The organism is Streptosporangium sp. NPDC003464 (assembly GCF_053588315.1).
Map to the genome: position 1 here is coordinate 1 of NZ_JBSFPS010000109.1, position 22,752 is coordinate 22,752.

Below are 22,752 nucleotides of genomic sequence, written 5' to 3' on the forward strand. Positions count from 1 at the left end.
GCCCGGCACGCCGAGACCCTCGCTGACCCGGCCCTGGCCATGCAGGTGCCGAACGCGCCCGCCTATCTCCGCTACGCCACGGCCGCTGCGCCCGCCACGCCCGCCGCGCGCTCCGCGACCGCCCCCGCTGTCCTGGCCGGTCAGGCGCCGGCCGGGCACCGCGTCACGATGGCCCTGCCCGCGCCGACCGGGCCGTACCCCGTCGGCACCTTCGCCGTGCGCCTGGTCGACCGCTCGCGCCCGGACCCCCTGGTCCGCTCAGAGCCCTACCGGGAGCTGATGGTCAGCCTGTGGTACCCGGCGGAGGACACCGGCCGGGCCCTGCCCGTCGCCCCCCATATGGCGCCCCTGGCCGCGGCCGACTGGGACCGCCGCTCCGCGCCGCCCATGGGCATCGCGACGGGCGCGGTGGACTGGGCCGCCACCCCTACCCACGCCCGCGTCGGCGCGCCGGTGGACCGTCGGGCGGGCAGGCTTCCGGTCGTGCTCTTCGGCTCCGGGGACGGCGGCCCGCGCACGCTCGGCACCGCCCTGGTGGAGGACCTGGCCTCCCGCGGCTACCTGGTCGTCACCGTGGACCACACCTACGAGGCCGACCAGGTGGAGTTCCCGGGCGGGCGGGTCGTGCGAGCCGTGCCCCTGCCGAAGAAGCTGACTCCGCGCGTCATCGCCAAGCTGCTCGCGCGGCATTCACGGGCCCGCCTCGCGGACATGCGGTCCGTCCTCAACAAGATCACCGCGCTGGGACGCGGCCACGGCCTCGGCGAGGAGGCCGGGCAGTTGCCCGCCGGGCTGCGCGGCGCCCCGGACCTGTCCCGGGTGGGAGCGCTCGGCCAGTCCCTCGGCGGGTCGGTGGCCGCGCAGCTCGTCCACGACGACCGACGCGTGGACGCGGGTGTGAACCTCGACGGCGGCTACGTCGGCCGGGTGGCGAAGACCGGCGTCGCCAAGCCGTTCCTGCAGATCGCAGCCGAGGCGCACACCCGGGCGAGCGAACCGAGCTGGAAGTCCTTCTGGGACGCCTCGACCGGCTGGAAACGGGAGCTGCGCCTCGCGGGCGCGGCGCACGGCTCGTTCACCGACCTGCAGGTGATGCTGCCGCAGATCGCGGCGGCGGTGCCGAAGGTGCCCGTCGCCGACTTCGTCGGCACGGTCGACCCCGGCCGGTCCGTGTCGGCCCAGCGCGCCTACGTCGCGGCCTTCTTCGACCTGCACCTGAACAGGAGGTCCAGCCGGCTCTTCGACACCCCCGACGCCCGCTTCCCCGAAGTCTCCCTCATCCCCTGACCATCCACCGCCCGCTGCCCGGCCGGGCAGCGGGCGTTTATTCGATGGACCCGCTGTCGCCGGGCTCCTACAGTGACCGGGACCTGACGGCGGCACCGGGAGCGGATCATGCGGACGCACTACCCTCGCACTCCGCACCTGCCCTGGTCTCCGGGGGCGTCCTCGGACGACGTGCGGATCGGCGACCTGTCGGGATTGGTGGGCCAGGAGGTCGTGGTCACCGAGAAACTCGACGGGGAGAACACGACCCTCTACCCGGACGGCCTCCACGCCCGTTCGCCGGACTCGGCGCACCATCCGTCCCGGGCATGGGTCAAGGCGTTGCAGGGGCGGATCGCCTCCTCGATCCCGTGCGATTGGCGGGTGTGCGGGGAGAACCTCTACGCGCGGCACTCGATCGGGTACCAGGACCTGGAGAGCTGGTTCTACGGCTTCTCGGTCTGGGACGGTGACCGTTGCCTGGACTGGGACCGTACGGTGCGCTTCACCCGGCGTCTGGGGATCCCGGTCCCGCGGGTGCTGTGGCGCGGAGTCTTCGACGAGCGGGCGCTGCGGGCGCTGCGGCTGGACACCTCGCGGCACGAGGGATACGTCGTGCGTGCCGTCGAGGGGTTCGCCCGGGAGGAGTTCGCCCGCCGGGTGGCCAAATGGGTGCGGCGGGGGCACGTCCGCACCGACACGCACTGGATGCTCGCCCCCGTCGTCGTGAACGGCCTGAGCCCGGCCGCCACGCTGTGGGCGGTGCGTTCGGGAGCCGCCGCCGATGTCCCGTCGCTGCTGGCCGCGGCGGGGATGGCCCCGGCGGACCTGGGCGGGCCGGCCGAGCCGGTGTCCGCCGCCGTCGAGCGGGCCGAGGCGGCGGTGTCCGAGGTGTCCGCGAGGCTCGATCTGCTGGGCCGGTCGGGGGACGCCCGGCTGGCGGGCGTGCTGGCGACGCTGCTGCACGGCACGCGCCGGACCCGGCTGGCGCCCCGGCTGGTGGCGCCGCTGGGCATGCCGCTGGCGCGGCGGGTCGCGGACCTGGTCGGGCTCCACCCCGGTCTGCACCGCCGGTTCCCCGACGACCAGCGCCGGACCGGCCTGGTACGGCTGGCCGCCGCCGCCGACCTGGGCGTCCTGCACGCGGTCGCCGGCGCGGTCCTGGCCGGCCGCGCCGACGGAGAGTCCGCCGACGCCCGCGAGCAGGTCGACTGGTCCGCGCTGCACGCCGAGGACGCCGGGCTGCTCGGGGAGGCGCCGCTGGAGCCGCTGCGGGCGGGTCTGCGCCGGGCGCTGGGCGACCGCGACGCCGACGTGACCGACCGATGCTGGGCGCAGGCGCGGGAGGCCTACGCCCTGGGCCGGATCGCCACCGCCGAGGAGGCCGTGGCGCTGAGCCGGAGGTGGCGCTCCGGGGAGTTCCCCCGGCTCGTCCACATGGTGGGCCCGTCGGGCAGCGGGAAGAGCCGCTTCGCCGCCGGCCTCCCCGGCGCCGGCGAGATCGTCTCCCTCGACGATCTGCGTCAGGCCCAGGGGTCCCGGTCGGACCAGCGGGCCAACGCGGCCGTCTTCCGGGCGGGCCTGGACCGGCTCGACGCCGCCCTGGCCGGCGGCGGTACCGTGGTCTGGGATGCCACGTCCCTCAACCAGCACCAGCGCTCCTCGGTGCACGCCGTGGCGCACCGCCGTGACGCGTTGATCACACACGCGGTCCTGCTGGTCGATGAGGACGTGCTGGCCCGGCGCAACACCGGCCGGACACACCAGGTGCCGCCGGAGGTGCTCGCCGCGCAGCTCCGCCGCTTCTCCCCGCCCTACCCCGGCCAGGCACACCGCACGTGGTACGTCGGGCCGGCCGGAACCGTCGAGGACGTCGCCGGAGCACTCGACGGTGAGGAGGAGTGATGCGCACGAGCGAGGAGATCTACCACCGGGTCCGGTGGGATCCACGGTTCGATCCGGCCCGGTTCGTACTGGGCATCAACGTGCGCGGGGCCCCTCCCAAGCGGGTGCCGCTGCCCGCCTTCGTCCCCGGAGGCGATATCCCGTGGCACCGGGTGCTGTTCGTCGAAGCGGACGGCGAGGTGATCTGGGACCGGTCCGCCGGTGTGGACCGGATCGACGCCTCCGGGGCCGGCCGGGTGCGGGACCCGCGTCGGCTGCGGGCGCCGTTCTTCACGGCCAGGACACCGCACGCCTGGGATCCGGAGGCCGGGTGGCGCCCGGCGGACCGCGCGTCCCGGACGGTGCCGGCGGCCGCGGGTCTGCGAGTGCTGACCTGGAACACGCTGTGGGACCGCTACGACAGCGACCGGATCGACACCGCCCGGCGCAGGCCGCTGCTGCTGGCGGCGCTGGAACACGCCGACGCGGACGTCATCGCGCTGCAGGAGGTCGAGGCCGGTCTGCTCGCCATGCTGCTGCGGGCGCGATGGGTCCGCTCCGGCTACACCCTGGGCACCGACCCCGCCGGCAAGGACGTCGATGACAGCGGGCTGCTGCTGCTCAGCCGGGTGCCCGTACGGGAGGCGGCCTGGCACGTCCTCGGCCCGCACAAGGCCGTCGCCGCCGTCACCGTCGAATCCGCCTCCGGGCCGGTGGTGGTGGCCACCACTCACCTGACCAGCGACCACTCCGCCGACGGTCCGGTCCGGCGGCAGGAGGAGCTGGCCCGGATCGCCGAGGGGCTGGCCGGGCTGGACGGCGACGTGATCCTGCTGGGCGATCTCAACGACGGCGGGGACGGGCCGGCCGGCGTGCTGGGACTACGGGATGCCTGGACCGAGGTGCACGGACCCGATGACCGCACGCCCACGTTCGACCCGCGAGCCAACCCGTTGGCCGCGGTCTCCTCACTGTCCGGCCGGGCCTCCCGGCTGGACCGGGTACTGCTGCGCGCGGGTGGGCTGCGGCCGGCCGGGGCGGCCTTGCGGGGTGACTCGCCCGGCCCGGAGGGGCTGTTCGTGTCGGACCACTACGGCGTGGAAGTGGACCTGGCCGTCGGCCGGATCGAGCCGGTCGGGGTCCTCGACGTTCCGCCGACGGCCCGCACCGCGGTGGCCTGGATCCCGCCGGCGGAGCTGTGGCCGTCGATCCAGCGGATCCGCCGCGAACACGATCCGCAGATCCACCGCTGGCCACCGCACGTCAACCTGCTCTTCGGTTTCGTGCCGGAGTCCGACTTCGCGCAGGCAGCCCCGCTGCTCGCCGCCGTGGCGGCCGGGACCGCACCGTTCACCGCCCGGCTCGAAGGGGTGCACGCCTTCGACCATCGGGACGGCGCCACTGTCTGGCTCGACCCGGCGGCGGCCGACCCGGCTCCGTGGGCGGGGCTGCGCCACGCGCTGGAGCGGCGCTTCCCCCGCTGCCGTGGCCGCGCCGACGGCTTCACCCCGCACCTGACCTTGGGACGGACCCAGGATCCGCACCGGCTCGCCATCGATCACGCCGTCCGGCTGGGCGGCATGTCGGCGCGGGTCGGCGAGCTGGTCCTGCTCTCCCGCCGGGGTGCGGAGCCGATGCGGCCACGGGCGACGATCACCCTGGGAACGGGCGAGGTGCGGTGGCTGCCGGCGCTCGACGCGCAGGCGCCGGCCCGGCCCGGCGAGACACGCGCCGCCGGGCGGCATTCCCGGGCCCGCGCCGGCGGAGACGGCCCGCCGGCGGAGGACGGCCCCGCGGCCGCGCGGGCATCGCAGGTCGCACAGCGGCTGTCGGAGGCGCTGGGCGACGGAACCGTGCACGTCGCCGGATCGCGACGGCTGGGCTGCGCGCTGGCCGGAGCGGACCTGGACCTGGTGGCGGCGCTGCCGGGCACCGTCGACCTGGCCCGGGTCCAGGCGCGGGTGGCGGCGGCAGGCGCCACCGGGGTCCGGCAGGTGATCGGCGCCAGGGTGCCGGGCCTGCGGATGCGCGTCGACGACCTGGACGTCGACCTGGTCGTGGTCGCCACCGGGCAGCTCCCGCCCGCCCAGGCCGTGGCCCGCCGCGCCCAGCTGGGCGAGGCGGCCGCGGTGGCGTTGAGCGCGGTCAGCGACGCGGACGCGGTGCTGGCCGCGACCGGTGGCCACCGTGCCGCCTTCGCCAGGTTGGCCAGGGAGGTGAAGGCGTGGGCGGGAGCGCGCGGGCTGGACTCGGCCCCGTTCGGCGGGCTGCCGGGTCTGGCCTGGACCGTGCTGGCGGCGCGGACGGCGCGCGAGGCCGGCGCCCTTCCCGCCGGTGACCTGCTCCGGCACTTCTTCGGCACCTGGGCCGCCTGGAACTGGCGGGAACCGGTCAGCCTTCAGGCCGGCGCCGCCGCACCCCGTCCGGCCGGCTCCGGTACGACGACAGGTGGCGGCTCCGGAGCAGCGGTGTCGATCATGACTCCGACCGAGCCGGTCCGGCTCTGCACCGAGCAGGTCGGTCCCGGCGGGCGGGACCTGCTCGTCCAGGAGCTCTACCAGGCGTGGGAAATCCTGGAGGCGGCGGCGGAGACCGGCGGTGATCCCTGGCCCGAGCTGTTGTCGCCCCCGCCACTGCACCGGCGGCACGCGGCATGGGCGGTGCTTACCTTACGGACCGGGCCGGGCGAGCAGTTCGAGGCCACCTCGGGCCGCCTCCGGGGCCGGGTGCGGGCGCTGCTCACCGCCCTGGAACACGCCGGATCGGTGGACGCGCACGCCTGGCCCCGGCCGTTCGAGACCGGCCCGGGGGCGGCGCGGTACGCGATCGGGCTCGGCCGTACGCCGCCGGACGCGGCCCGGCTCGCCGAGCTCACCGGCAGATGGGTCAGGGGCCTGCCCGGCGTCGGGATCGAATGGGCGGAGTGCGGCGCGGTGCCGACGCTGCGCTGACCGGAGGGCTGCGATGGAGGTCACCAGCCCCGACGGCTGGGCGTGGGCCACCGCCGAGGGCACGGCGACACTCACCGGGCCGGGAACCGATCCCCACGGTCCCGAGGTCGAGGCGCTGATGGACTACTACCGCATCGCCTCCGGGGAGCACCCGGACTGGGAGGAGTATCGGTCGGTGATGGTGCCCGACCGTAGGGTGCTCATGGCGATGACGGTCGACCACATGTACGGCGCCAAGATCCGCTGACGGCGCTTAGAAGAATCCTCGCATGTCCAGGTCCGCGCCGGCGGCGGTGAGTAGGCCGCCCGGCCGCCGCGGACACGGCCACCGCGGCGCGCGTGCTGCCGGGCGAGCCTCGGCGGCGCGCGGCCCGCCGGCCCGGAGGCCCGGTGGCGCGGGGGATGGCCCTGCCCTTGTCGCATGGGGGCAGGGTGGAGGCGCGCGCTCCTGTGCGGAGGACGGCCCGGTGGTTCAGTGCCGTGGGGTGACCGTGAGGTCGTCGTCCGCGCCGGGAGTGGCCGCCTTGCGGCGGGCGCGGAGCGCGCGGACCCTGCCTCGGCTCGCGCACGCCGGGGAGGGGCACCAGCGTCGACGCCCCGGCGGGTCGACGAAGACGCCCCGGCAGTCGTGTTCCGGGCAGCTCTTCAGGGCCAGCCGGTCCGCGCCGGTCAGCTGGTCCACCGCCTGGCGGGCGATCCGGGCCAGGGCGTGCGCCGTCGTCGCCGGCGGTTCGCGTCGCAGCCGGTCGTCCGCGGCGAGCCGGACGGGATCGTCGTGTCCGGCCAGGAACGCGGCCAGGTCCGCCGCGGCGGCCGCGGGTGGAGGCTGCTCATCGACGGTGGCCAGCGCCAGGACGCGCAGCGTCTCCCGCAGCTTCCGCGCCTGATGAAGGTCGCCCTGATCGGGCGGCCGGGCGGGGGACAGCTCGCAGCGCTCCAGCCACTCGGCGAGGCGGTCGGACGTGGCGAGCCGCTCCACCGGGTCCGCGCTGAACGTGCGGCCTCTGGTGGCGAGCAGGTTCAACCACGTGGCGCCGCAGTCGAAGCGGAAGGCGGACCGGTCCTCCTTGGTCATGGAGTCAGTGTAACGCTCTGGTCGTTACCTCTGCTAGATTCTCGTAACGCTCAAAGCGTTACGAGAATCCGGGGCGGATACATGGTCATGGCGACGGGTCAGGCACTGCCGGAGCGGACGACACGGGCGCGACTGGATCGCGCTGGGGGAGATCGGATGCCGGACCTCCTCCGGGACGAGGCCGTCCAGCAGGAGACTCCGCCGGCACCGGAGCAGGGGGGCCGCGCGATGAGGGCGGCGGTCCGGACCGTGCTCGGGGACATCCCGCCGGAAGAGCTGGGTATCTGCGACGCCCACGACCACCTGTTCATCAGCTCTCCGGCGCTGCCGGGCCAGGGACTGGACGACGCCGGAGCCGCGCTCACCGAGCTGAACGCCTTCGCCGCGCTCGGCGGGCGCGCGGTGGTGCAATGGACGCCCTGGGGGATGGGGCCCCGCACCGAAGAACTGCCCGGCCTCTCCCGGCGGTCCGGCGTCCACGTCATCTCCGCCACCGGAATGCACCAGGCCAAGCACTACGACCAGGAGGAGCTGACGCGCGTCCACGACAGGCTGGCCGGGCTGTTCATCCACGAGCTGACCAGCGGCCCCGTGCGGGCCGGGATGATCAAAGTCGCCGGGGCCTATCACCGCCTCGACGACCACGCCCGGCACGTCATGGCCGCCGCAGCCGAGGCGCACCATGCCACCGACGCGCCCATCGGCATCCACCTGGAGGCCGGAACCGCCGCCCTGGACGTGCTCCACCTGCTGTGCCGGACACACGGGGTCGCTCCGCACCGGGTGATCCTCGGGCACCTGCACCGGTTCCCGGACACGCGGATCCACCGGCAGGCCGCCGAGGCCGGCGCCTTCCTGGCATTCGACGGTCCGTCCCGCGTGCACCACGGCACCGACTGGCGCATGATGGACAGCTTCGCGGCCCTCGCCGACGCCGGCCACGCCCGGCAGATCCTGCTCGGCGGTGACACGGTCGTCCCGGCGGCCAGGTCCAGTGCCGACGGCCCGGGAATGCCGTTCCTGCTGAGCGGCCTGCGCCCGCGGATCGAGCGCGAGCTGGGCCCCGACATCGCATCCGCGATCTTCACGGAGAATCCGGCCCGCGCGTTCGCGGCGCGATGGCGGCGGCCATGACCCGGCGCCTGATGGGGCCGCGGTCATATCCGGCGGAGAACTCTCCCCGGGGCCTGAGCCACGGGCCGCTGAGATCCGTCAGCCCTCGACGTGCTGGACGGCCCGGCCCCCGGTGACCAGACCGGGCCCGAGGGGTCAGGCTCGGCGCAGCCGCCGGATCGGAGGCGTCAGCAGCAGGGCCGCGCAGACCGCGAAGCTGGCTCCGGTGGAGACGAACAGCAGGTCCCGAGGGTTGACGATCTCCGAGACCGGCCCCACCAGCGCCTGCCCGACGGCGACCCCGGCCACCGATCCGGCCACCTCGTAGGCGGTGACCCGGTTGAGGACCTCGGGGACGACCTGCGTCTGGACGCTCGTCGACCACATCACCGACCAGAACGCCCAGGCCGTCCCGCCCAGCAACTGGCCCGCCACCAGCAGCGGCAACGGCAGTTCCAGCGCCACCGGCAGCGGGATGAACGCGAACCCGGACATGGCCACTCCGCCTGCGGCGAGCGGCCGCGCCGGCCGGAACCGGATCGCGATCAGCCCGCCGAGGACGGTGCCCGCGCCGAGACCGGCCATCACCCAGCCGTAGGCGGCGTCGCCGAGGCGGTCACCGATCAGGCGCGAGCCCAGCGGGATGTAGGGGCCGAAGACCAGGGCGCCGAAGAACACCCAGATGAGGATCACCGACCACATCCAGCTCCGGGAGCGGAACTCCGTCCAGCCGCGGCGCAGGTCGAGCATGACCGTCGAGCGCTCCTTGGCCCCGGCGGCCGGGGCGAGCCGGATGAAGACCAGGCACAGACCGCTGAGCAGGAACGTTCCAGCGTCGACGGCGTAGACGGCACCCGCGCCGGTCAGCGCCATCAGCAGGCCCGCGAGGACGGGCCCGCCGAGCTGGGTGGCCGCGTCGGCGATCTTCAGGGTGCCGTTGGCGCGCTGCGGATCCTCGGCGACGAGGGGGACCATGCTGTTGACGCCGGGCTGGAACATCGCGGCGGCCGTCCCGGACAGGAACGAGGCCGACAGCAGCAGCCAGAACGGTGGGGTCCCGGCGAAGAAGGCGACGGCCACCGCGGTCTGGGTGAAGATCCGGACGACGTCCGCGCCGACCATCATGCTCCGGGCGCCCACCCGGTCGGCGAACACCCCGCCGAACAGCACGAAGATCACGAACGGGGCGGTCCAGACGGCCAGGACATAGCCGACGCCGGACACCCCGTAGATCGCGCCGACGGCCAGCGCCGCCGCGACGGGCATCATCGCGTCACCGAGCAGCGATACCGTCCGGGCGCCGAAATACAGCGTGAAGTCCCTGGTCCAGAGCCTGGCCGGGGCGGCGGAGGACTGTTCACGGTCGAGAAGTGCGGTCATTTCCTGGGCTCCATGAGCCCCCATCCTGGACACTCCTGAAGCCGGCCACAGGCGTCCACAGTGACATCGTTAGGTACATTCGTGCCGTGAAACACCGCGTGGTCACCCTGGTCAGCCCGCCCCAGGAGATGTATCCGGTGACCAGCGCCTCGGCCGTCTTCGGCTACCACGGCCCGGACATCCCCGGGCACTACGACTTCGAGCTCTGCGCCGAGCGCCCGGGGCCCGTCCGGACGACCATGGGCGTCGACATGATCATCGAGCGTGGGCTGGAGGCCCTCGACGAGGCCGACACCCTCCTCGTCGCCGGCTGGTGCGCAGGCCCGGAGATCTCCCCGGAGCTCGGTGCGGCGGTCCTCGCGGCCCACACCCGCGGCGTACGGATCATGGCCATCTGCTCGGGGATCTACATCCCGGCGAGTCTCGGCCTCCTGGACGGCCGTGCCGCCGCCACCCACTGGGAGCTGACCGCCGATCTCGCCGCGCGCTTCCCCCGGATCCGGCCTGACGCGTCCGTGCTCTACGTGGATCACGGTGACGTGGCGACGGCCGGCGCCACGGCCACGACCGTCGACCTCTGCCTGAACCAGGTCCGGCGCGACCACGGCGCGGCCCTGGCGATGCGGATCGGCCGGCAGCTGTCGGCCGCACCGCACCGGGAGGGCGGCCAGCGCCAGTATCCCGAGCTGCCGACCACCGGCCCGGTCGCCGACTCGCTCGCCCCGCTGCTCGACTGGATCACCGCCAACCTGGACCGGCCACTGACGGTCGAGGACATGGCGGCCCGCTCCGGTCTTTCCCGCCGTACCCTCAACCGTCACTTCACCGACCAGCTCGGCGTCTCTCCCGGCCGCTGGCTGCTCAACCGCCGCATAGCCAGCACCCGCGCCCTCCTCGAGGAGACCGACCTCCCCGTCGAGACGATCGCCCAGCGCGTCGGCCTGTCCTCGGCGGTGAACCTGCGCCGCCGCTTCCACGCCGCGCTGAACACCACGCCCGCCGCCTACCGGCGCTCCTTCCGCTGACACGGCCGGGTCCGGCCCCGGACCCGGACCCGGCGGAGCGGGGATGGCTCAGATCTTCAGTGCTGACGGCCGGTCACAGCCGGGCGGCCCACTCGTCGCCCGTGAGGACGTCAGCACCCCTGGCCGGGAAGACGCGGTTGACCAGGAAGTCGTGCACGTCCGGTTCCCCGTCGGCGCAGGCGTCGCTGAGCACGGTCAGGCGGTAGTCGCGGTCGGCGGCGTCGTAGAACGTAGCGGCGACCATCGCCCCGGTCGCGACACCGGCCAGCACGATCGAGTCGACGCGCTGGGCGCGCAGGAGCCGATCGAGGTCGGTCCCCGAGAACGCGCTGGCGCGGCGCTTGAGGATGACGGCCTCGCCCGGCAACGGCTCGATGCGCGGGTGCACGAGCGTCTCGGGGGATTCTTCGTGGAACAGCGTCCCCGCCCCGCGCAAGGTGTTGATCACCTGGTTTCCCGCTGCCACATCAAGGCCTGAGGCCCGGAGCCCGAACCGTATGAAGATCACCGGGATTCCGGCGGCTCTGGCCGCAGGGAGAACCCTTTCCACGACGGGGAGCACGCCGGCGGCGAAGGGGTAGTTGTCCACGATGCCGGCCTGTAGGTCGCCGATGATGAGCGCGGTGGTGGTCATACGGATTCCTTCACTGTACGGCGTGTCATCGGCCATCCTCGCGGCCGTAACCTTGGCGCTGTTGTTGATCTAGTACGACGATAGTGGGACAGATTCGCATACGGGGCATCGGCCGCGTCGCGGGCGGCTGGAGACGCGTGCTCCTCACCTGCCGGTGATCGTCACGCGCGGTCACCGCTCCACGGACATTGATCCAGATCCTGCGTTCCGGCACCACCCCGCCGTGTCAGGCGAGCATTCGGAGAAGCTCGGCCTCTTCGGCGGCCGTGAGGCCGGAGCGGCTCACCGTGTGGCCGGACTCGCGCTGCCAGGCGAGCGTGTCGCGGGCCGTGTCGGCGACCGGGCGGATGTGCAGGCCGGCGGCCAGCGTGGCGGAGGTGTCGCGGGTCATGAAGCCGGCGTATTCGGGCAACGGCAGCCACATCGGCAGCGACCGCGGCCCCATCCACGGCTCCACCTTCTGCGCGACGAGGAACTCCTGGCCGGCCCAGACCAGCTCGGGCTCCACCTCCAGGCCCTCGGCGATCTCCGCCAGCAGCCTGCCCCTGCCGAAGGGCATGGAGATCGCGTCGTACGGCCCGGCGAGCCCCTTCTCCGCCGAATCGAGGGTCCAGGCTGCCAGATCGCGCACGTCGACGAGCTGGACGAGATCGTCGGGCGACCCAGGAGCCAGCACGGGCCCGCCACGCGCCAGCCGGTCGACCCAGTAGGTGAACCGGTCGGACTGGTCCTCCGGACCCACGATCAGCCCGGCACGCACGAGGAGCGCCCCCTCGCCGACGATCCGCTCGCACGCCACCTTGGCCGGCCCGTAGTTCTCCGGGTCGGCCTCGTCGGCGTCGGCGGCCAGCGGCTCGTGCATGACCTGGTTGGCCTCGCCGGAGTCGGAGTAGACACTGCACGACGACACGAACGTCCAGTGACCGGCACGGCCCGCGAGCTCCGCGACGGCCCGCCGTACCGAGCTCGGATGCCTGGCGACGTCGATGACGAGGTCGAACGATCCCTCCACGGGCGCCAGCCCGCCGTCCTCGCTCCGGTCGACCCGGACGAACTCGACATCCGGCGGCGGATCGCCCGCGAGCCCGCGAGCCGCGCACACCACCTCGTGCCCGCGGTCGCGCGCCTGCCGCGCGATCTCCCTGGACAGGAATCTCGTACCACCCAGAACAAGTGTCCTCATCCCCCCATCCTGACCCACCTGCCCCGCGTGAACTCCGTCCCTTCACTCCCAGCGCAAAACCGGCCCGGCCGTGACCCGGCCGTGACTGGGGCGGACCCGCCGCCCGCAGGTGGTCGGGTGCGCCGGAGAACCCCCTGACGGCCGCCGTCCCTCGCCTCCCGCCTCCCCGTCCCCACCGGGAACGTGACACGGGAGACGGAGGGACGGCACCGAGCCGGCACGGCGGTCGTGGCCGGTACGGGGTCAGCGGGTGGCCCTGATCCGGCCGAGCACGACGTCGACGGCCAGGAAGGCGAGCAGGGAGATCCCGAGCAGCGGGACGGAGACGCCCACCACGACCGCCGCCGCTCCGACGGGCAGGAGCACGGCCGGCGGCACCGCGCGCCACCCGCCGCGCCCGTAGGGGGCGGCGAAGCCCCGGGTCGGGCGGCGCTGCCACCACATCCGGTAGCCCCAGACGATCATGGAGATGAGCCCGAGGGCGAGCGCCATCAGCAGGATCTGGTTGGGCAGGCCGAACAGCACCCCCATGTGCCCGTCGATGCCCCAGCGGATCAGTTTGGCCACCAGTGGGAAGTCGTCGAAGCGCAGCTCGCCGACGACCTGGCCGGTCGCCGGGTCGACCGCGACCTGGTCGTTGCGCTGGGGCCACTCGCGGTCCATCTCCTTGACCGTGAAGGCCGCGCCGGGCTCGGCCGGCCAGACGACCTCCAGCGGCCCGGAGAGCCCGGCGCCCTGCGCCGCCGCGACGATCCGGTCGGCGTCGGCCTCGGCCGCGGGCCCGCCGCCGTGCCCGGCGTGGTCGGCGTGGTCACCGGCGGAGACGGACAGGGACGGGGTCGTCCAGCCCAGCGCGTTCTGGAGCTTGTCGACGTTCGCGCCCGCGTACGCCGACCAGGTCAGCCCGGTGGCGGAGAGGAACAGCAGGCCGACGGTGATCCACAGGCCCACCGAGCCGTGCCACGACAGGGTCCGCCGCAGGCCCGTGGCCCCGCGGTCGGGCCGGAACGTGCGGCGGCGGTGGCTCAGCCAGAGCACGACGCCGCCGAGCGCGACCACCCAGAGCCAGCTCGCGGCCAGCTCGCTGTAGAGGCGGCCGGGTCCGCCCAGGTGGAGGTGGCGGTGGAGAGTGGAGATCCAGGCGCGCACCGGGAGCGCGCCCGAGCTGCCGTAGCTCTCCAGCGCACCCCGGACCTCGCCCGTGTGCGGGTCGACGAAGACCGCCAGCCGGGTGCTCTCCGGCAGGTCCGGCACGTCAAGCAGGACCCGGGTGGTCGCGCCGGGCTCGGCGGCGGGCCGTACGGCGCCGACCGTGCCCTCCGGGTGCGCGGCCCGGGCGGCGGCGATCTGCCGCGCCAGCGGGAGCCGCTCCTGCCCGGCGGGTGCGGGGGCCGCGGTGAGCTCGGTGGCGTGGACGACCTTCTCGACCTGGAAGGAGGCGGCGTACAGCAGGCCGGTCACCGCGGCCACCAGGAGGAAGGGCGCGACGAGGACGCCCGCGTAGAAGTGCAGGCGCAGCAGCAGCGCGCGCAGCGCCGGCCAGGCGGGGGTCCGTTGTGGTTGGAGGGCGGACGGGGTCCGGACGTCGGACGTCATGAGAGTTCTCCGTTCGCGGGGGCGCGCGCGGAAGGCGCGTATCGCCCCCGGCAGGGGTCCGTTCGGGTCGGAAAAGGCCGCGACGGGCCGGCACGCGTTCGGCATGCGGACGTGCTGCATGCCGGCGTGCTGCACGCGGGCGTGCGGCCATACGGGCGCGGCGGCCCGGATCAGATGACGGAGGACCCCACCGGCGGCCCGCGCCGGGAGACGGCCGCGGCGAGCAGCCGGGTGACGGACGAGACCCGGCTCTCCCCGGAGGGCCGCGGGGCGAGGCACCGTACGGCGGGCGGCGCCCAGCACACCAGCAGGGTGAGGACCGAGGCGGCGAGCAGGCGCAGCAGCGTGGCCAGGGCGGTCTCGCCGCGCTCCAGCCAGTAGGCCGACAGCAGTGCTGTCACGACGTGGGCCAGCAACATGGACACATCCGCGGCCAGGCCGCCGTGTCCGTGACCGGGAACCGGCGGCGGCTGCACCGCGGCCGCGGAGAACAGGTGGTGCAGGCCGTACTGGGCGGCGAAGGCCGCCGTGAGCAGGGCGCCCAGGCCCCGCTGCCGCCGGGCCAGCACAAAGGCCCCGCCCGCCACGAGCACCGCCGCCCCGGCGGGCGCCGCCGCGTCGACCGCGGCGCCTCCGGCCAGCACATGCATGCCCAGGGACATCGCCACGCACACGACCGCGAACGCGATGGCGCGTAGCAGGCGCAGAGCGGGCATGCCCCTCATGGTGACAGAGATCGCCGAGTCTGCCGAGCCCGTAGATCCCTCGACGGCCGCATTGAACAAGCGATCTGAGACAGCACTGGACAAGCGACCTGTCCGATCCCCGGCGAGCCTGGTTGTGGCCTGCCTGGCCGAGGACCGCTGACCGGACCGATGCCCGGGAAGGTCACCTCGACCGGTGGCGGTGGCGATGGCGGTTACCGCGACGGTGAAGGCGGCTGAGCGGCCTGACCAAGTACGTCTAGAGCGCCATCTCCGGGTGAGCCTGTGTCGCTGCTAAGATCGACGATCTCAGATCCGCAACCTTCTCCCGATGGTCCTGAGGGCCCAAGCTGAAGCACCTGCTCCGGCTGTGGGGGAAGGCGCAAGATCTCCATTGACGGTTGGAGAGCCTTGCCATGGGTGAAATCAAGCGGATCAAGAGCGTGTCGGAATCCGGAGAACTGCGGCTGCTGACCGTGGTCAGTGCGCGGAAGGACGCCGGCAGCAGCCCGACTGGGATCGTCGGACGGAGCCTGGCACGGCAGTTGCTCGCCGTCGGTGATCGCGTGCGCGTGATCGCTGAGTCCGACCGGTTGGCCGGCTGGCCGGACACCATCAGACGCGAGCTGGTCGTCCGGGAGGCATTCCTGAACGAGAGCCACTATCCGTCCGTCCATGAGGACGACCTCGCTGCCGTCGCAGTGTCGGCACTGCGTGACGACGAGTACGTCGGCGGCACCCTTGAGGCGGTCGGCCTGCCGCTCAGCACCCTTTCTCGCGTGCGGAGCATCGCCAAGACCATCGGCCGCTCACTACGCGCCTACGACGACCGGGCGATCGAGAACGCAGACCGGTTCCGCTGACTCCTGGCCTGTGCCGCCAGTACCGCGAGCACCGTCCTCGGCCACCGCTGCGCCCAAGGGGCGGCGGGCCGCAGCGGCGAGGACGCTCTGCGTGGGTGAACCGGTCGCGCCGCTCATGCCGGCGCAGATCACCGCCGCGCCCGCCACTCACCAGGAGACGCTCTGCTCCTGACTGAACACAGGTTCACACCAAGAAGGGAATTGTCATGAAAAAAGGGATCAACTATGACACGGGCTTCCTGCCGGGAGACCACTTCACCCGCAAGGTGTTCGATGCCGAGACCGTGCGACGTGAGATGCGTGTCATCGCCGACGACCTGCGCTGCCAGGCCGTCCGCGTGTCCGGCGGCGACCCCACCCGGCTGAGCGTCGCCGCCCGGGAGGCCGCCGAGGCAGGGCTGGAGGTCTGGTTCGCGCCCTTCCCCGTTGACCTGCCCGATCACGACGCGCTGGCTCTCTACGCCGACTGCGCCGAGCGCGCGGAGGCGGTCCGGCGCGGCGGGGCCGAGGTAGTGCTCGTGACCGGCTGCGAGTACACCACTTTCGGCCACGGCTACCTGCCCGGCGACACCTACACGGCGCGCATGGACGCCATGATGGCCGACCTGGCCTGGCTGGAGTCACTGAACACGACTATGGGCCGCTTCAACGCGTTCCTCACCGAGTCGGCCGAGACCGTGCGGCCGCTGTTCGGTGGCCGGATCACCTACGCCTCGGCCCCCTGGGAGTCCGTCGACTGGGCCCCGTTCGACCTGGTGGGCGTGGATGCCTACCGCGCCGCGTACAACGCCGACACCTTCGTCGAGGAGATGCGCGGCCACTTCAAGCACGACAAGCCCGTCGTGGTCACCGAGTTCGGCACCTGCGCCTGGCTGGGCGCGGCCGAGCAGGGCGGCGCCGCGATGCTGGTGCCAGAGGGGGCGGTGCCGGACGAGGGCGAGCAGGTCCGCTACTTCGAGGAGTTGATGGACATCTTCGAGAAGGAGGGCGTGGCCGCCGCCTTCTGGTTCAGCTTTGCCGGATACGCCCTCCAAGGCCCGGCCGACCTCGGCTCCTACGGTGTCGTCAGGATGCTCGACGCGACCAGGTGGGAGCCCAAGGCGGTCTTTCACGCCATGGCCACCAGGGAGGCGCGCAGCTCACGGAAGCGCTGAGGCATGACCGGGGCCTACGGCGTCGTACTGGAGGACGGACGGCGAGCGCTGACCGGGCTGCCGGCGTCCGGCGTTGTGAAGATGCGGGCGAGCTGGTGGTCGATCAGGGCTACGGCCTGCTCGGGGGTCCGCTGTCCGAGCAGGACGCTGGACTGGATCCCGTCGGCGCCCGCCACCAGGAACGCGGCCTCGGCCGCGACGTCGACGTCCCGGGGCACCTGGCCGAGCTCCTTCGCCTGAGCGATCAGATCGGCGACCAGGTTCTCCAGCGCACGCGGCGCGTCGTGGGCGGCCTCGGCCAGAGCGGGGTCGGTCAGGAAGCGGACGAAATAAGCGACGTACACCAGGTGCCGGTTGCGCCGCTCATCGTCCAGCGGGAGCAGTTCCAGCAGTACTCCCCGCACGATCGCGTGCATGCCGGGCGCTTCGCCGAGAAGCATGAGACGCCGGCGGGCCCGCTGCTCGGCGTCGTCGTTGAGGATCTCCAGCGCTCCGAGCAGCAGCTGCTCGCGGGTGCCGAAGTAGTACTGCAGCAGCCGCGCTGACACACCGGCCTCGGCGGCGACCTGCCTCAGGGTGACGTCCTCCAGCCCGCCGCGGGTGGCCAGACGCCATACGGCCTCGGCGATCTGGCGCCGGCGGAGGTCGTGGTCCACCTGTCGTGGCATGCCGTCCCTTCCTCGCACTCGTTGTGGTGCGATCGTACCAAGGTGGTGTTATGGTTCGATCGCACCATAAAACGGCGGCGGGCGTGTCCGCGCCCGCCGTCACAGCCCTTCGGGACGATGGGAGACCGACACACATGAAGCACGTCCTCGTGCTGATCACTGGCATGCTCCTGCTGGCGCTGGGGGCACAGGGCGCCATCCGGCTGCTGGCGGACCACGACAACGCCGGACTGCTCGCATGGCTGCCCGGCGGGTTCGCGGTGTGGCTGGCGTGTTACGCGGTGGCCGCCGTCGCCGGGGCGCTCCTGGCCGGCTGGGGCAGCAGGCAGGTCAAGCACGGCAAGCGCGGCCGATGACCGGCCGCAAGGCGGCGACGGCCTGGTCCCACGGGAGTCGGCCGAGGCGTTCACCGCCGGTGAGCAGGCGGCCGTACCGCTTCCGCAGGGCAACACCCACGGCGAGCACGTCAAGTTCGGATGGCGTCCGTACGCGAGGACGCGCCTCGTCAGAGGAGACAGAAGACGTTGTCGATGAACTCGTCGTCGAAGTTGACCGGGTTGGCTGATCCCGCCGAGTAGGCCCAGCTCAGGCTGCGCTGCCCGTTCTCCGAGTGCACCGACCACGTCCGGTAGCCGGGGACCCGGCCGTCGTGCCACCAGACGTTCTTGCCGCAGCTCAGGGTGGTCCGGAAGATCCCCATTCCGGCCCACTTGGAGCCCTCGCCGGTGTAGACGAGGTTGCTCTTCATCTCGTTGAGCCAGCTCGTCCCGGTCACGTACCCGACCAGCAGATACTTGTAGAAGAGGTTGAGCTCGGGGATGGTCGAGACCATCTGGCCGCCCGCCGCCCAGCGCGAGGCGTTCTGTCCGGTGGTCTCGACCCGGGTGGAGGTGCCGGGGTTCCACCAGTAGCCGCGCAGCCGCACCGACGAGAGCGCGGTGTCGGTGGGGACGGAGGTGCCGGCCAGCTTGAACGGGCCGATCAGGTCACGGCTCATCTGGTCGGGGTAGGACCGGCCGGTGACCCGTTCGATGATCATACCGATGACCAGGTAGTTGCTGTTGGAATAGGAGTAGCGGGAGCCCGGCGTGAACAGCCGTGCGTGCCGGTTCACGATGTCCAGCAGCTGCTGGTTGGTGAACCCCTGCGTCATCGTCGTCGCGAAGTCGGGCAGGTCGTCGGTGAAGTTGTAGAGCCCGCTGGTGTGCTGGAGGAGATTCCGCAGGGTGATCTGGTCACCGCCGGTCACGTTGGACAGATACTGCGAGATGTGTGCGTTCAGCGAGACGTTCCCGGCGGCGGCGAGCCGTAGCAGCTCGGCGGCGGCGAAGGTCTTCGAGACGCTCGCGATGCGCACCCGCGCGTCCATGCCGGAGACGTCGCCGTAGTGCGCCTGGAACGTGCCGAGCGTCCCGTCCGACAGTTCGGCGATCGCCGCGCCGCCGTTGAACCAGGCGGTGTGCAGCATGGTGTTCTGCACCATGGCGCGGGCCTGGTCGGCGCCGGTCATCTCCCGGGTCATGACGCCGGCGAAGAGCGTCTGACCGTTCTCGACATACCCCTGCGCGCTGATCAGCCGGGCGCCCTTGCGCAGTGTCTTGAGGTTGAGCTGGTCGTGGTTGAGGCCGTACCACCAGCCCGGCGCCGGGCCGGAGGTGTTGCGCAACATGATCGCGTTGAAGGTGCCGTCGGCATTGCGGCTGGCGTCCACCAGCCGCGCGCCGTTCTGCCCCGCCAGGTTGTTGACCTGGGCGTCGCTACCGCCCAGCCACCACCAGAACTGCTGCGAGCTCCAGCCCGTCAGCAGCAGGTCGTACCAGCGGGCGCCGCCGCCGGCGTCGAACGGCCGCAGCTTGACGGGCCGGGCGCCGGTGGCCTGCTGCTGCGCGAGAACGAACGAGGTGTCGCCGTAGTACCACCACCAGGGCCGGGCGCCGTCACCGGTGTTGTCGACCAGCGCGACGGCGAACCGCCAGCCGTCCGCGGTCCAGTAGCGGGCGACCGAGGCGGGCCGGGTGTTGGTGTAGTTCGCCAGGCCGACCACGCCCTGGTCGGTCAGCCCGTAGTAGAGCCCCCAGGACCGCACCCAGTAGGCGCCCGTGTTCTTGACGAGGGTGGCGGTGAAGGTGAGCTGGGTGCCGGGCTGGTGGGCGATGTCGCTGACCCGCGCGCCCTGGCTCTGCGCGTAGTCGTGGATCTGCTCGATCGTCCAGCCGTTGACGGTCCACCACTGCGTCGGCGCGGTGAGGTACTGGTCGTCCCCGTAGGACTCGTTGAACGCGGCGGCGGTGCCGGCCGTCGGGGTCGCCCGCGCCATGGCGCCCGTGCCGCCCGCGGTGCGCCGCGGCGCCTCCGTCGTGGTCTTCACCAGGTGCCCGCCCGACCGGGTGTCGCCGACGACGGGGGCCTCCGGCGTCGCCCCCGCCACCCGGCCGTCCTGCTGCCCGACGACGACGCCGGGCGGGGGACCGGAGGCGGCCTGGCCGGGCACCGCAGGCGCGAGCAGGAACAGGGGTATCGCCAGCAGGGACAGCAGCCGTCGGCTCACAGGACGCACACCTCTCTCCGAGTGATAACCGCATGATCAACCAAAGCGGTCGCTTGTTCAATATCAATCGGACGCCGATCCCACGGGCCGGGCGGATCACCGGAGCCGGCGGCGTGGCCCGCGGCCACCTCCCACGGCCGAAAACACATTGCGGTGAAGGCCGGGACGCGCGACGATCCCGGCGTGAAGATGCACCCCGACCAACTGACGGTGTCACCCGAGACGGTGCGCGCGTTGGTGGATGAGCAATATCCCGAGTGGCGGAACCTGCCCATCACGGGCATCGCCGCCCGTGGGACGGTCAACGCCATCTTCCGCATCGGCGACGGCTTCACCGCCCGGTTCCCTCTGCAACCCCGCCACGTCGACTCGGCGCGGCGCTGGCTGGAGTCCGAAGCCGAGGCGGCGCGCGAGCTGGTGGGCCGCACGCGCTTTCCCACGCCCGAGCCGGTCGCGCTCGGTGAGCCCGGGGCGGGATACCCGCTTCCGTGGTCGGTGCAGACGTGGCTGCCCGGCGTCGTGGCCACCGACGAGGATCCGGGCGGATCGGTCGCGTTCGCCCACGACATGGCCGATCTCATCAACGATCTGCGTGCCGTCGACACGCGTGGCCGCACGTTCGCCGGCGGAGGCCGAGGTGGTGACCTGCGGTCTCACGACGCGTGGATGGAGACCTGTTTCAGGCACAGCGAACGGCTTCTGGACGTCCGCCGGCTCCGCCGGATGTGGGAAGACCTTCGAAGTCTGCCGCGCCACGCGGCCGACGTGATGACCCACAGCGATCTCATTCCCGGCAACGTGCTCGTGTCCGCCGGCCGGCTGGCCGGGATCCTCGACGTCGGCGGCTTCGGGCCGGCCGATCCCGCTCTGGATCTCGTGAGCGCCTGGCATCTGCTGGAGTCCGGGCCGCGGCAGGTGCTCCGCCTGGACCTCGGGTGCGACGATCTTGAATGGGAGCGAGGCAGAGCGTGGGCCTTCGTGCAGGCGATGGGGCTCGTCTGGTACTACCTCGAAACCGATCCGGCCATGAGCCGGCTGGGCCGGCGCACCCTGGAACGCATCCTGGCAGACGGCTGCTCCTCACCCGGGGAGCGGCAGCCGTGAGGGCAGCCGATGCCGTGGGTGCGGTGAAGGGCTGTAGCCGACGGCGGGCCGAAGGGGCCCCCGGACGACCGTTCACCGGCGGTCGGACGGCCGTTCACCGGCGGTCTGCTCCGCACCGCCCGGGTCGCCGTGCTCGCGCGAACCTGATGGGCGTTCCGCCCATCTAACCCGGCATGATCATAATCCTCGCGGCGGCTCTCTGGTCCTTGCCCCCCGCCCAGATCCCCAAGAACTTCCTGCTGAGCGAGAGGGCCGCCCGTACGCCCCTGTCGGAGATAGAGAAGGACGAGATCTGGTGGGAGATCAGCGACCGGCCGGGCAGGCCCTTGGAGCTGAACCCCTGCGGGCGCAAGCACGCCACGACGGCGGACCGGGCGGCCGCGCGCACCATTGTCCGCACCGACAGCGCGCCGTCGTACTCCAGCGAGCAACTCGTGATCTATCGGAACGCCGAGGCGGCCAGGACGGCCATGAGAAAGCTGCTCGCCAACGCCAAGCGGTGCGCGGCCGCGCCGTACGGCAAGCCGTACAGCTGGGCCGACGACGGGAGAACCCGGTGGGTGGTGAACCGTACGCGGCTCGCGGACGAGGCCGCGCTGCTGCGCCTCATGATGTACGACAAGCTCAACAAGGAATGGTCTCCTCTGTTGTCGGGCCTCGTGACGCGCAAGGGGAGCGCGCTGATGATCTACTCCGGCGATTCGGACGCCCTCGGCTACCCGCAGAAACAGGCCGTCAAGACCCTGCGTCGCACCGCCGCTGAAATGGCGGCGAAGGTATGCGCGCTGCCCGGAGTCTGCTGACCCTGACGGTGACCCCCGCCGCCCGCCAGAGGAGTCCGCACTTCAGCGGCCTGGCGTCTTCGACGGGGAGGTGAGCCGGGTCGGGGCGGGGGTGGTGGCGCGCCCCCTGAGCGGCGGCCACGGTGACTCCTCTGCCCGCGCCGACGAGCGTGATGAGTTCCCGCCAGTCCGTCCCACCTGCCCTCCTGTCGGTAAAGCCGCCTTACCGACAGGTAAGAACTTCGCTGTTGTTCCAGGTCACGGCGTGATCGATGCTTGATCAGCCAACGGGAACCAGAGGAGGGCTCGATGGACCACGAGCGGATCGCTCTGAGTGCCGTGTCGCCGCGCGCCGTCGAGATCATCGCCGAGCTCGACTGCGTGCTGCGGCGGGAGACGCTGGTCGATGACCGGCTGCGAGAGCTGGTGAAGATCCGTGTCTCCCAGATCAACGGGTGCGCGTACTTCCTCGGCAGGCGCTCCGCGGAGCTCCTGCGCCTGGGCGACGCCCAGGAGCGGCTCCACCAACTGGCGGGCTGGCGCGACTCCCGGCTGTTCTCCGCGACCGAGCGGGCCGCGCTGGCCCTGGCCGAGGCCATGACCCGGCTGCGGCCCGAAGGCGTGTCCGAGGAGGAGTACGGCGAGGCCGAGCTGCTGCTCGGACCTTACAACCTCGGCAACCTCATCATGACGATCTCCCTGTGCAACGCACTGGATCGCATGTGCCTGGCGGCTCGGCTGCATCCCCCGAGCTGAGCTTCCCGGTGCTACCCCCCTCGCGGCACGGATGCCGCGAGGCCGATCAGTGCTGCCCGGCTACGC

General features: G+C 72.6%; 19 protein-coding genes and 1 pseudogene. 12 read left to right on the plus strand and 8 right to left on the minus strand.

Annotated elements, in window-relative coordinates; genetic code table 11:
- The 4 genes and pseudogenes from ACWDS7_RS23755 to ACWDS7_RS23770 form a co-directional block, all read left to right on the plus strand.
- Positions 1-1,287 (plus strand): alpha/beta hydrolase family protein (locus ACWDS7_RS23755; protein WP_451931050.1); only part of this gene is annotated, 1,287 nt, incomplete at its 5' end.
- Positions 1,288-1,395: 108 nt separating this feature from the next.
- Positions 1,396-3,171 carry an RNA ligase family protein gene (locus ACWDS7_RS23760; protein WP_451931051.1) on the plus strand — a complete coding sequence of 592 codons (1,776 nt, stop codon included), beginning with the start codon at positions 1,396-1,398 and terminating at the stop codon, positions 3,169-3,171.
- Positions 3,171-6,101 (plus strand): poly(A) polymerase, encoded by a 2,931-nt coding sequence (locus ACWDS7_RS23765; RefSeq protein ID WP_451931052.1) that lies wholly within the window; start codon positions 3,171-3,173, stop codon positions 6,099-6,101. Before ACWDS7_RS23760 ends, ACWDS7_RS23765 begins: the two co-directional genes overlap by 1 nt.
- Positions 6,079-6,348, plus strand: a pseudogene (locus tag ACWDS7_RS23770) (PPOX class F420-dependent oxidoreductase); the annotation flags it as partial. The gene ACWDS7_RS23765 and the pseudogene ACWDS7_RS23770, both read left to right, overlap by 23 nt.
- A 225-nt stretch (positions 6,349-6,573) precedes the next feature.
- Here ACWDS7_RS23770 and ACWDS7_RS23775 read toward each other — a convergent pair.
- Entirely contained in the window at positions 6,574-7,176 is a 603-nt protein-coding gene (locus ACWDS7_RS23775; RefSeq protein ID WP_451931053.1) for a CGNR zinc finger domain-containing protein, read from the minus strand.
- A 156-nt stretch (positions 7,177-7,332) separates the two neighbouring features.
- Between ACWDS7_RS23775 and ACWDS7_RS23780 the strand changes: the two genes are divergently transcribed.
- Positions 7,333-8,310 carry a phosphotriesterase family protein gene (locus tag ACWDS7_RS23780; RefSeq protein ID WP_451931054.1) on the plus strand — a complete coding sequence of 326 codons (978 nt, stop codon included), beginning with the start codon at positions 7,333-7,335 and terminating at the stop codon, positions 8,308-8,310.
- A gap of 135 nt (positions 8,311-8,445) precedes the next feature.
- Here ACWDS7_RS23780 and ACWDS7_RS23785 read toward each other — a convergent pair whose 3' ends face one another.
- Entirely contained in the window at positions 8,446-9,669 is a 1,224-nt protein-coding gene (locus ACWDS7_RS23785; RefSeq protein WP_451931055.1) for an MFS transporter, read from the minus strand.
- 86 nt (positions 9,670-9,755) lie between these two features.
- Here ACWDS7_RS23785 and ACWDS7_RS23790 point away from each other — a divergent pair, with 86 nt between their 5' ends.
- Positions 9,756-10,694, plus strand: coding sequence for a GlxA family transcriptional regulator (locus ACWDS7_RS23790; protein ID WP_451931056.1), 939 nt, complete (start codon positions 9,756-9,758; stop codon positions 10,692-10,694).
- Positions 10,695-10,767: 73 nt separating this feature from the next.
- On the opposite strand, the gene ACWDS7_RS23795 is transcribed toward ACWDS7_RS23790, so the two are convergent.
- The 4 genes from ACWDS7_RS23795 to ACWDS7_RS23810 all read right to left on the minus strand — a co-directional run bounded on the left by ACWDS7_RS23795 (position 10,768) and on the right by ACWDS7_RS23810 (position 14,823).
- Complete coding sequence (locus ACWDS7_RS23795) at positions 10,768-11,328, minus strand: cysteine hydrolase family protein (RefSeq protein ID WP_306870673.1); 561 nt, start codon at positions 11,326-11,328, stop codon at positions 10,768-10,770.
- A 226-nt stretch (positions 11,329-11,554) separates the two neighbouring features.
- Positions 11,555-12,511, minus strand: coding sequence for an NAD-dependent epimerase/dehydratase family protein (locus ACWDS7_RS23800; RefSeq protein WP_451931057.1), 957 nt, complete (start codon positions 12,509-12,511; stop codon positions 11,555-11,557).
- Between the two features lie 243 nt (positions 12,512-12,754).
- Positions 12,755-14,107 carry a PepSY-associated TM helix domain-containing protein gene (locus ACWDS7_RS23805; RefSeq protein ID WP_451931058.1) on the minus strand — a complete coding sequence of 451 codons (1,353 nt, stop codon included), beginning with the start codon at positions 14,105-14,107 and terminating at the stop codon, positions 12,755-12,757.
- A gap of 170 nt (positions 14,108-14,277) precedes the next feature.
- Positions 14,278-14,823, minus strand: coding sequence for a hypothetical protein (locus tag ACWDS7_RS23810; RefSeq protein ID WP_451931059.1), 546 nt, complete (start codon positions 14,821-14,823; stop codon positions 14,278-14,280).
- A 389-nt stretch (positions 14,824-15,212) separates the two neighbouring features.
- On the opposite strand from ACWDS7_RS23810, the gene ACWDS7_RS23815 reads away from it, so the two are divergent.
- Positions 15,213-15,674, plus strand: a complete 462-nt coding sequence (locus ACWDS7_RS23815; RefSeq protein ID WP_451931060.1) for a hypothetical protein — start codon at positions 15,213-15,215, stop codon at positions 15,672-15,674.
- Positions 15,675-15,880: 206 nt separating this feature from the next.
- On the plus strand, positions 15,881-16,828 hold the full coding sequence (locus ACWDS7_RS23820; protein ID WP_451931061.1) for a hypothetical protein: 948 nt from the start codon (positions 15,881-15,883) through the stop codon (positions 16,826-16,828).
- 14 nt (positions 16,829-16,842) lie between these two features.
- On the opposite strand, the gene ACWDS7_RS23825 is transcribed toward ACWDS7_RS23820, so the two are convergent.
- Positions 16,843-17,496: a TetR/AcrR family transcriptional regulator gene (locus tag ACWDS7_RS23825; protein ID WP_451931062.1), complete on the minus strand. Its 654-nt coding sequence runs from the start codon at positions 17,494-17,496 to the stop codon at positions 16,843-16,845.
- A 134-nt stretch (positions 17,497-17,630) separates the two neighbouring features.
- On the opposite strand from ACWDS7_RS23825, the gene ACWDS7_RS23830 reads away from it, so the two are divergent.
- The gene (locus ACWDS7_RS23830) at positions 17,631-17,852 is read left to right on the plus strand and encodes a hypothetical protein (protein WP_451931063.1); all 222 of its coding nucleotides are present in this window, start codon (positions 17,631-17,633) and stop codon (positions 17,850-17,852) included.
- A 149-nt stretch (positions 17,853-18,001) separates the two neighbouring features.
- Here ACWDS7_RS23830 and ACWDS7_RS23835 read toward each other — a convergent pair whose 3' ends face one another.
- Positions 18,002-20,044, minus strand: coding sequence for a serine hydrolase domain-containing protein (locus ACWDS7_RS23835; RefSeq protein ID WP_451931064.1), 2,043 nt, complete (start codon positions 20,042-20,044; stop codon positions 18,002-18,004).
- 153 nt (positions 20,045-20,197) lie between these two features.
- Between ACWDS7_RS23835 and ACWDS7_RS23840 the strand changes: the two genes are divergently transcribed.
- From ACWDS7_RS23840 to ACWDS7_RS23850, 3 genes are all read left to right on the plus strand, one after another.
- Positions 20,198-21,148 (plus strand): aminoglycoside phosphotransferase family protein, encoded by a 951-nt coding sequence (locus ACWDS7_RS23840; RefSeq protein ID WP_451931065.1) that lies wholly within the window; start codon positions 20,198-20,200, stop codon positions 21,146-21,148.
- Positions 21,149-21,321: 173 nt separating this feature from the next.
- Complete coding sequence (locus ACWDS7_RS23845; protein WP_451931066.1) at positions 21,322-21,951, plus strand: hypothetical protein; 630 nt, start codon at positions 21,322-21,324, stop codon at positions 21,949-21,951.
- Positions 21,952-22,239: 288 nt separating this feature from the next.
- Positions 22,240-22,686 carry a carboxymuconolactone decarboxylase family protein gene (locus ACWDS7_RS23850; RefSeq protein WP_451931067.1) on the plus strand — a complete coding sequence of 149 codons (447 nt, stop codon included), beginning with the start codon at positions 22,240-22,242 and terminating at the stop codon, positions 22,684-22,686.
- The last annotated feature ends 66 nt before the right edge of the window (positions 22,687-22,752 follow it).

Coding starts and splice junctions, on each gene's coding strand:
- ACWDS7_RS23780 (WP_451931054.1), top strand. CDS start 7,333: ATGCCGGACCTCCTCCGGGACGAGGCCGTCCAGCAGGAGACTCCGCCG.
- ACWDS7_RS23760 (WP_451931051.1), top strand. CDS start 1,396: ATGCGGACGCACTACCCTCGCACTCCGCACCTGCCCTGGTCTCCGGGG.
- ACWDS7_RS23775 (WP_451931053.1), bottom strand. CDS start 7,176: ATGACCAAGGAGGACCGGTCCGCCTTCCGCTTCGACTGCGGCGCCACG.
- ACWDS7_RS23845 (WP_451931066.1), top strand. CDS start 21,322: ATGATCATAATCCTCGCGGCGGCTCTCTGGTCCTTGCCCCCCGCCCAG.
- ACWDS7_RS23830 (WP_451931063.1), top strand. CDS start 17,631: ATGAAGCACGTCCTCGTGCTGATCACTGGCATGCTCCTGCTGGCGCTG.
- ACWDS7_RS23805 (WP_451931058.1), bottom strand. CDS start 14,107: ATGACGTCCGACGTCCGGACCCCGTCCGCCCTCCAACCACAACGGACC.
- ACWDS7_RS23795 (WP_306870673.1), bottom strand. CDS start 11,328: ATGACCACCACCGCGCTCATCATCGGCGACCTACAGGCCGGCATCGTG.
- ACWDS7_RS23810 (WP_451931059.1), bottom strand. CDS start 14,823: ATGCCCGCTCTGCGCCTGCTACGCGCCATCGCGTTCGCGGTCGTGTGC.
- ACWDS7_RS23785 (WP_451931055.1), bottom strand. CDS start 9,669: ATGACCGCACTTCTCGACCGTGAACAGTCCTCCGCCGCCCCGGCCAGG.
- ACWDS7_RS23850 (WP_451931067.1), top strand. CDS start 22,240: ATGGACCACGAGCGGATCGCTCTGAGTGCCGTGTCGCCGCGCGCCGTC.
- ACWDS7_RS23765 (WP_451931052.1), top strand. CDS start 3,171: ATGCGCACGAGCGAGGAGATCTACCACCGGGTCCGGTGGGATCCACGG.
- ACWDS7_RS23820 (WP_451931061.1), top strand. CDS start 15,881: ATGAAAAAAGGGATCAACTATGACACGGGCTTCCTGCCGGGAGACCAC.
- ACWDS7_RS23825 (WP_451931062.1), bottom strand. CDS start 17,496: ATGCCACGACAGGTGGACCACGACCTCCGCCGGCGCCAGATCGCCGAG.
- ACWDS7_RS23800 (WP_451931057.1), bottom strand. CDS start 12,511: ATGAGGACACTTGTTCTGGGTGGTACGAGATTCCTGTCCAGGGAGATC.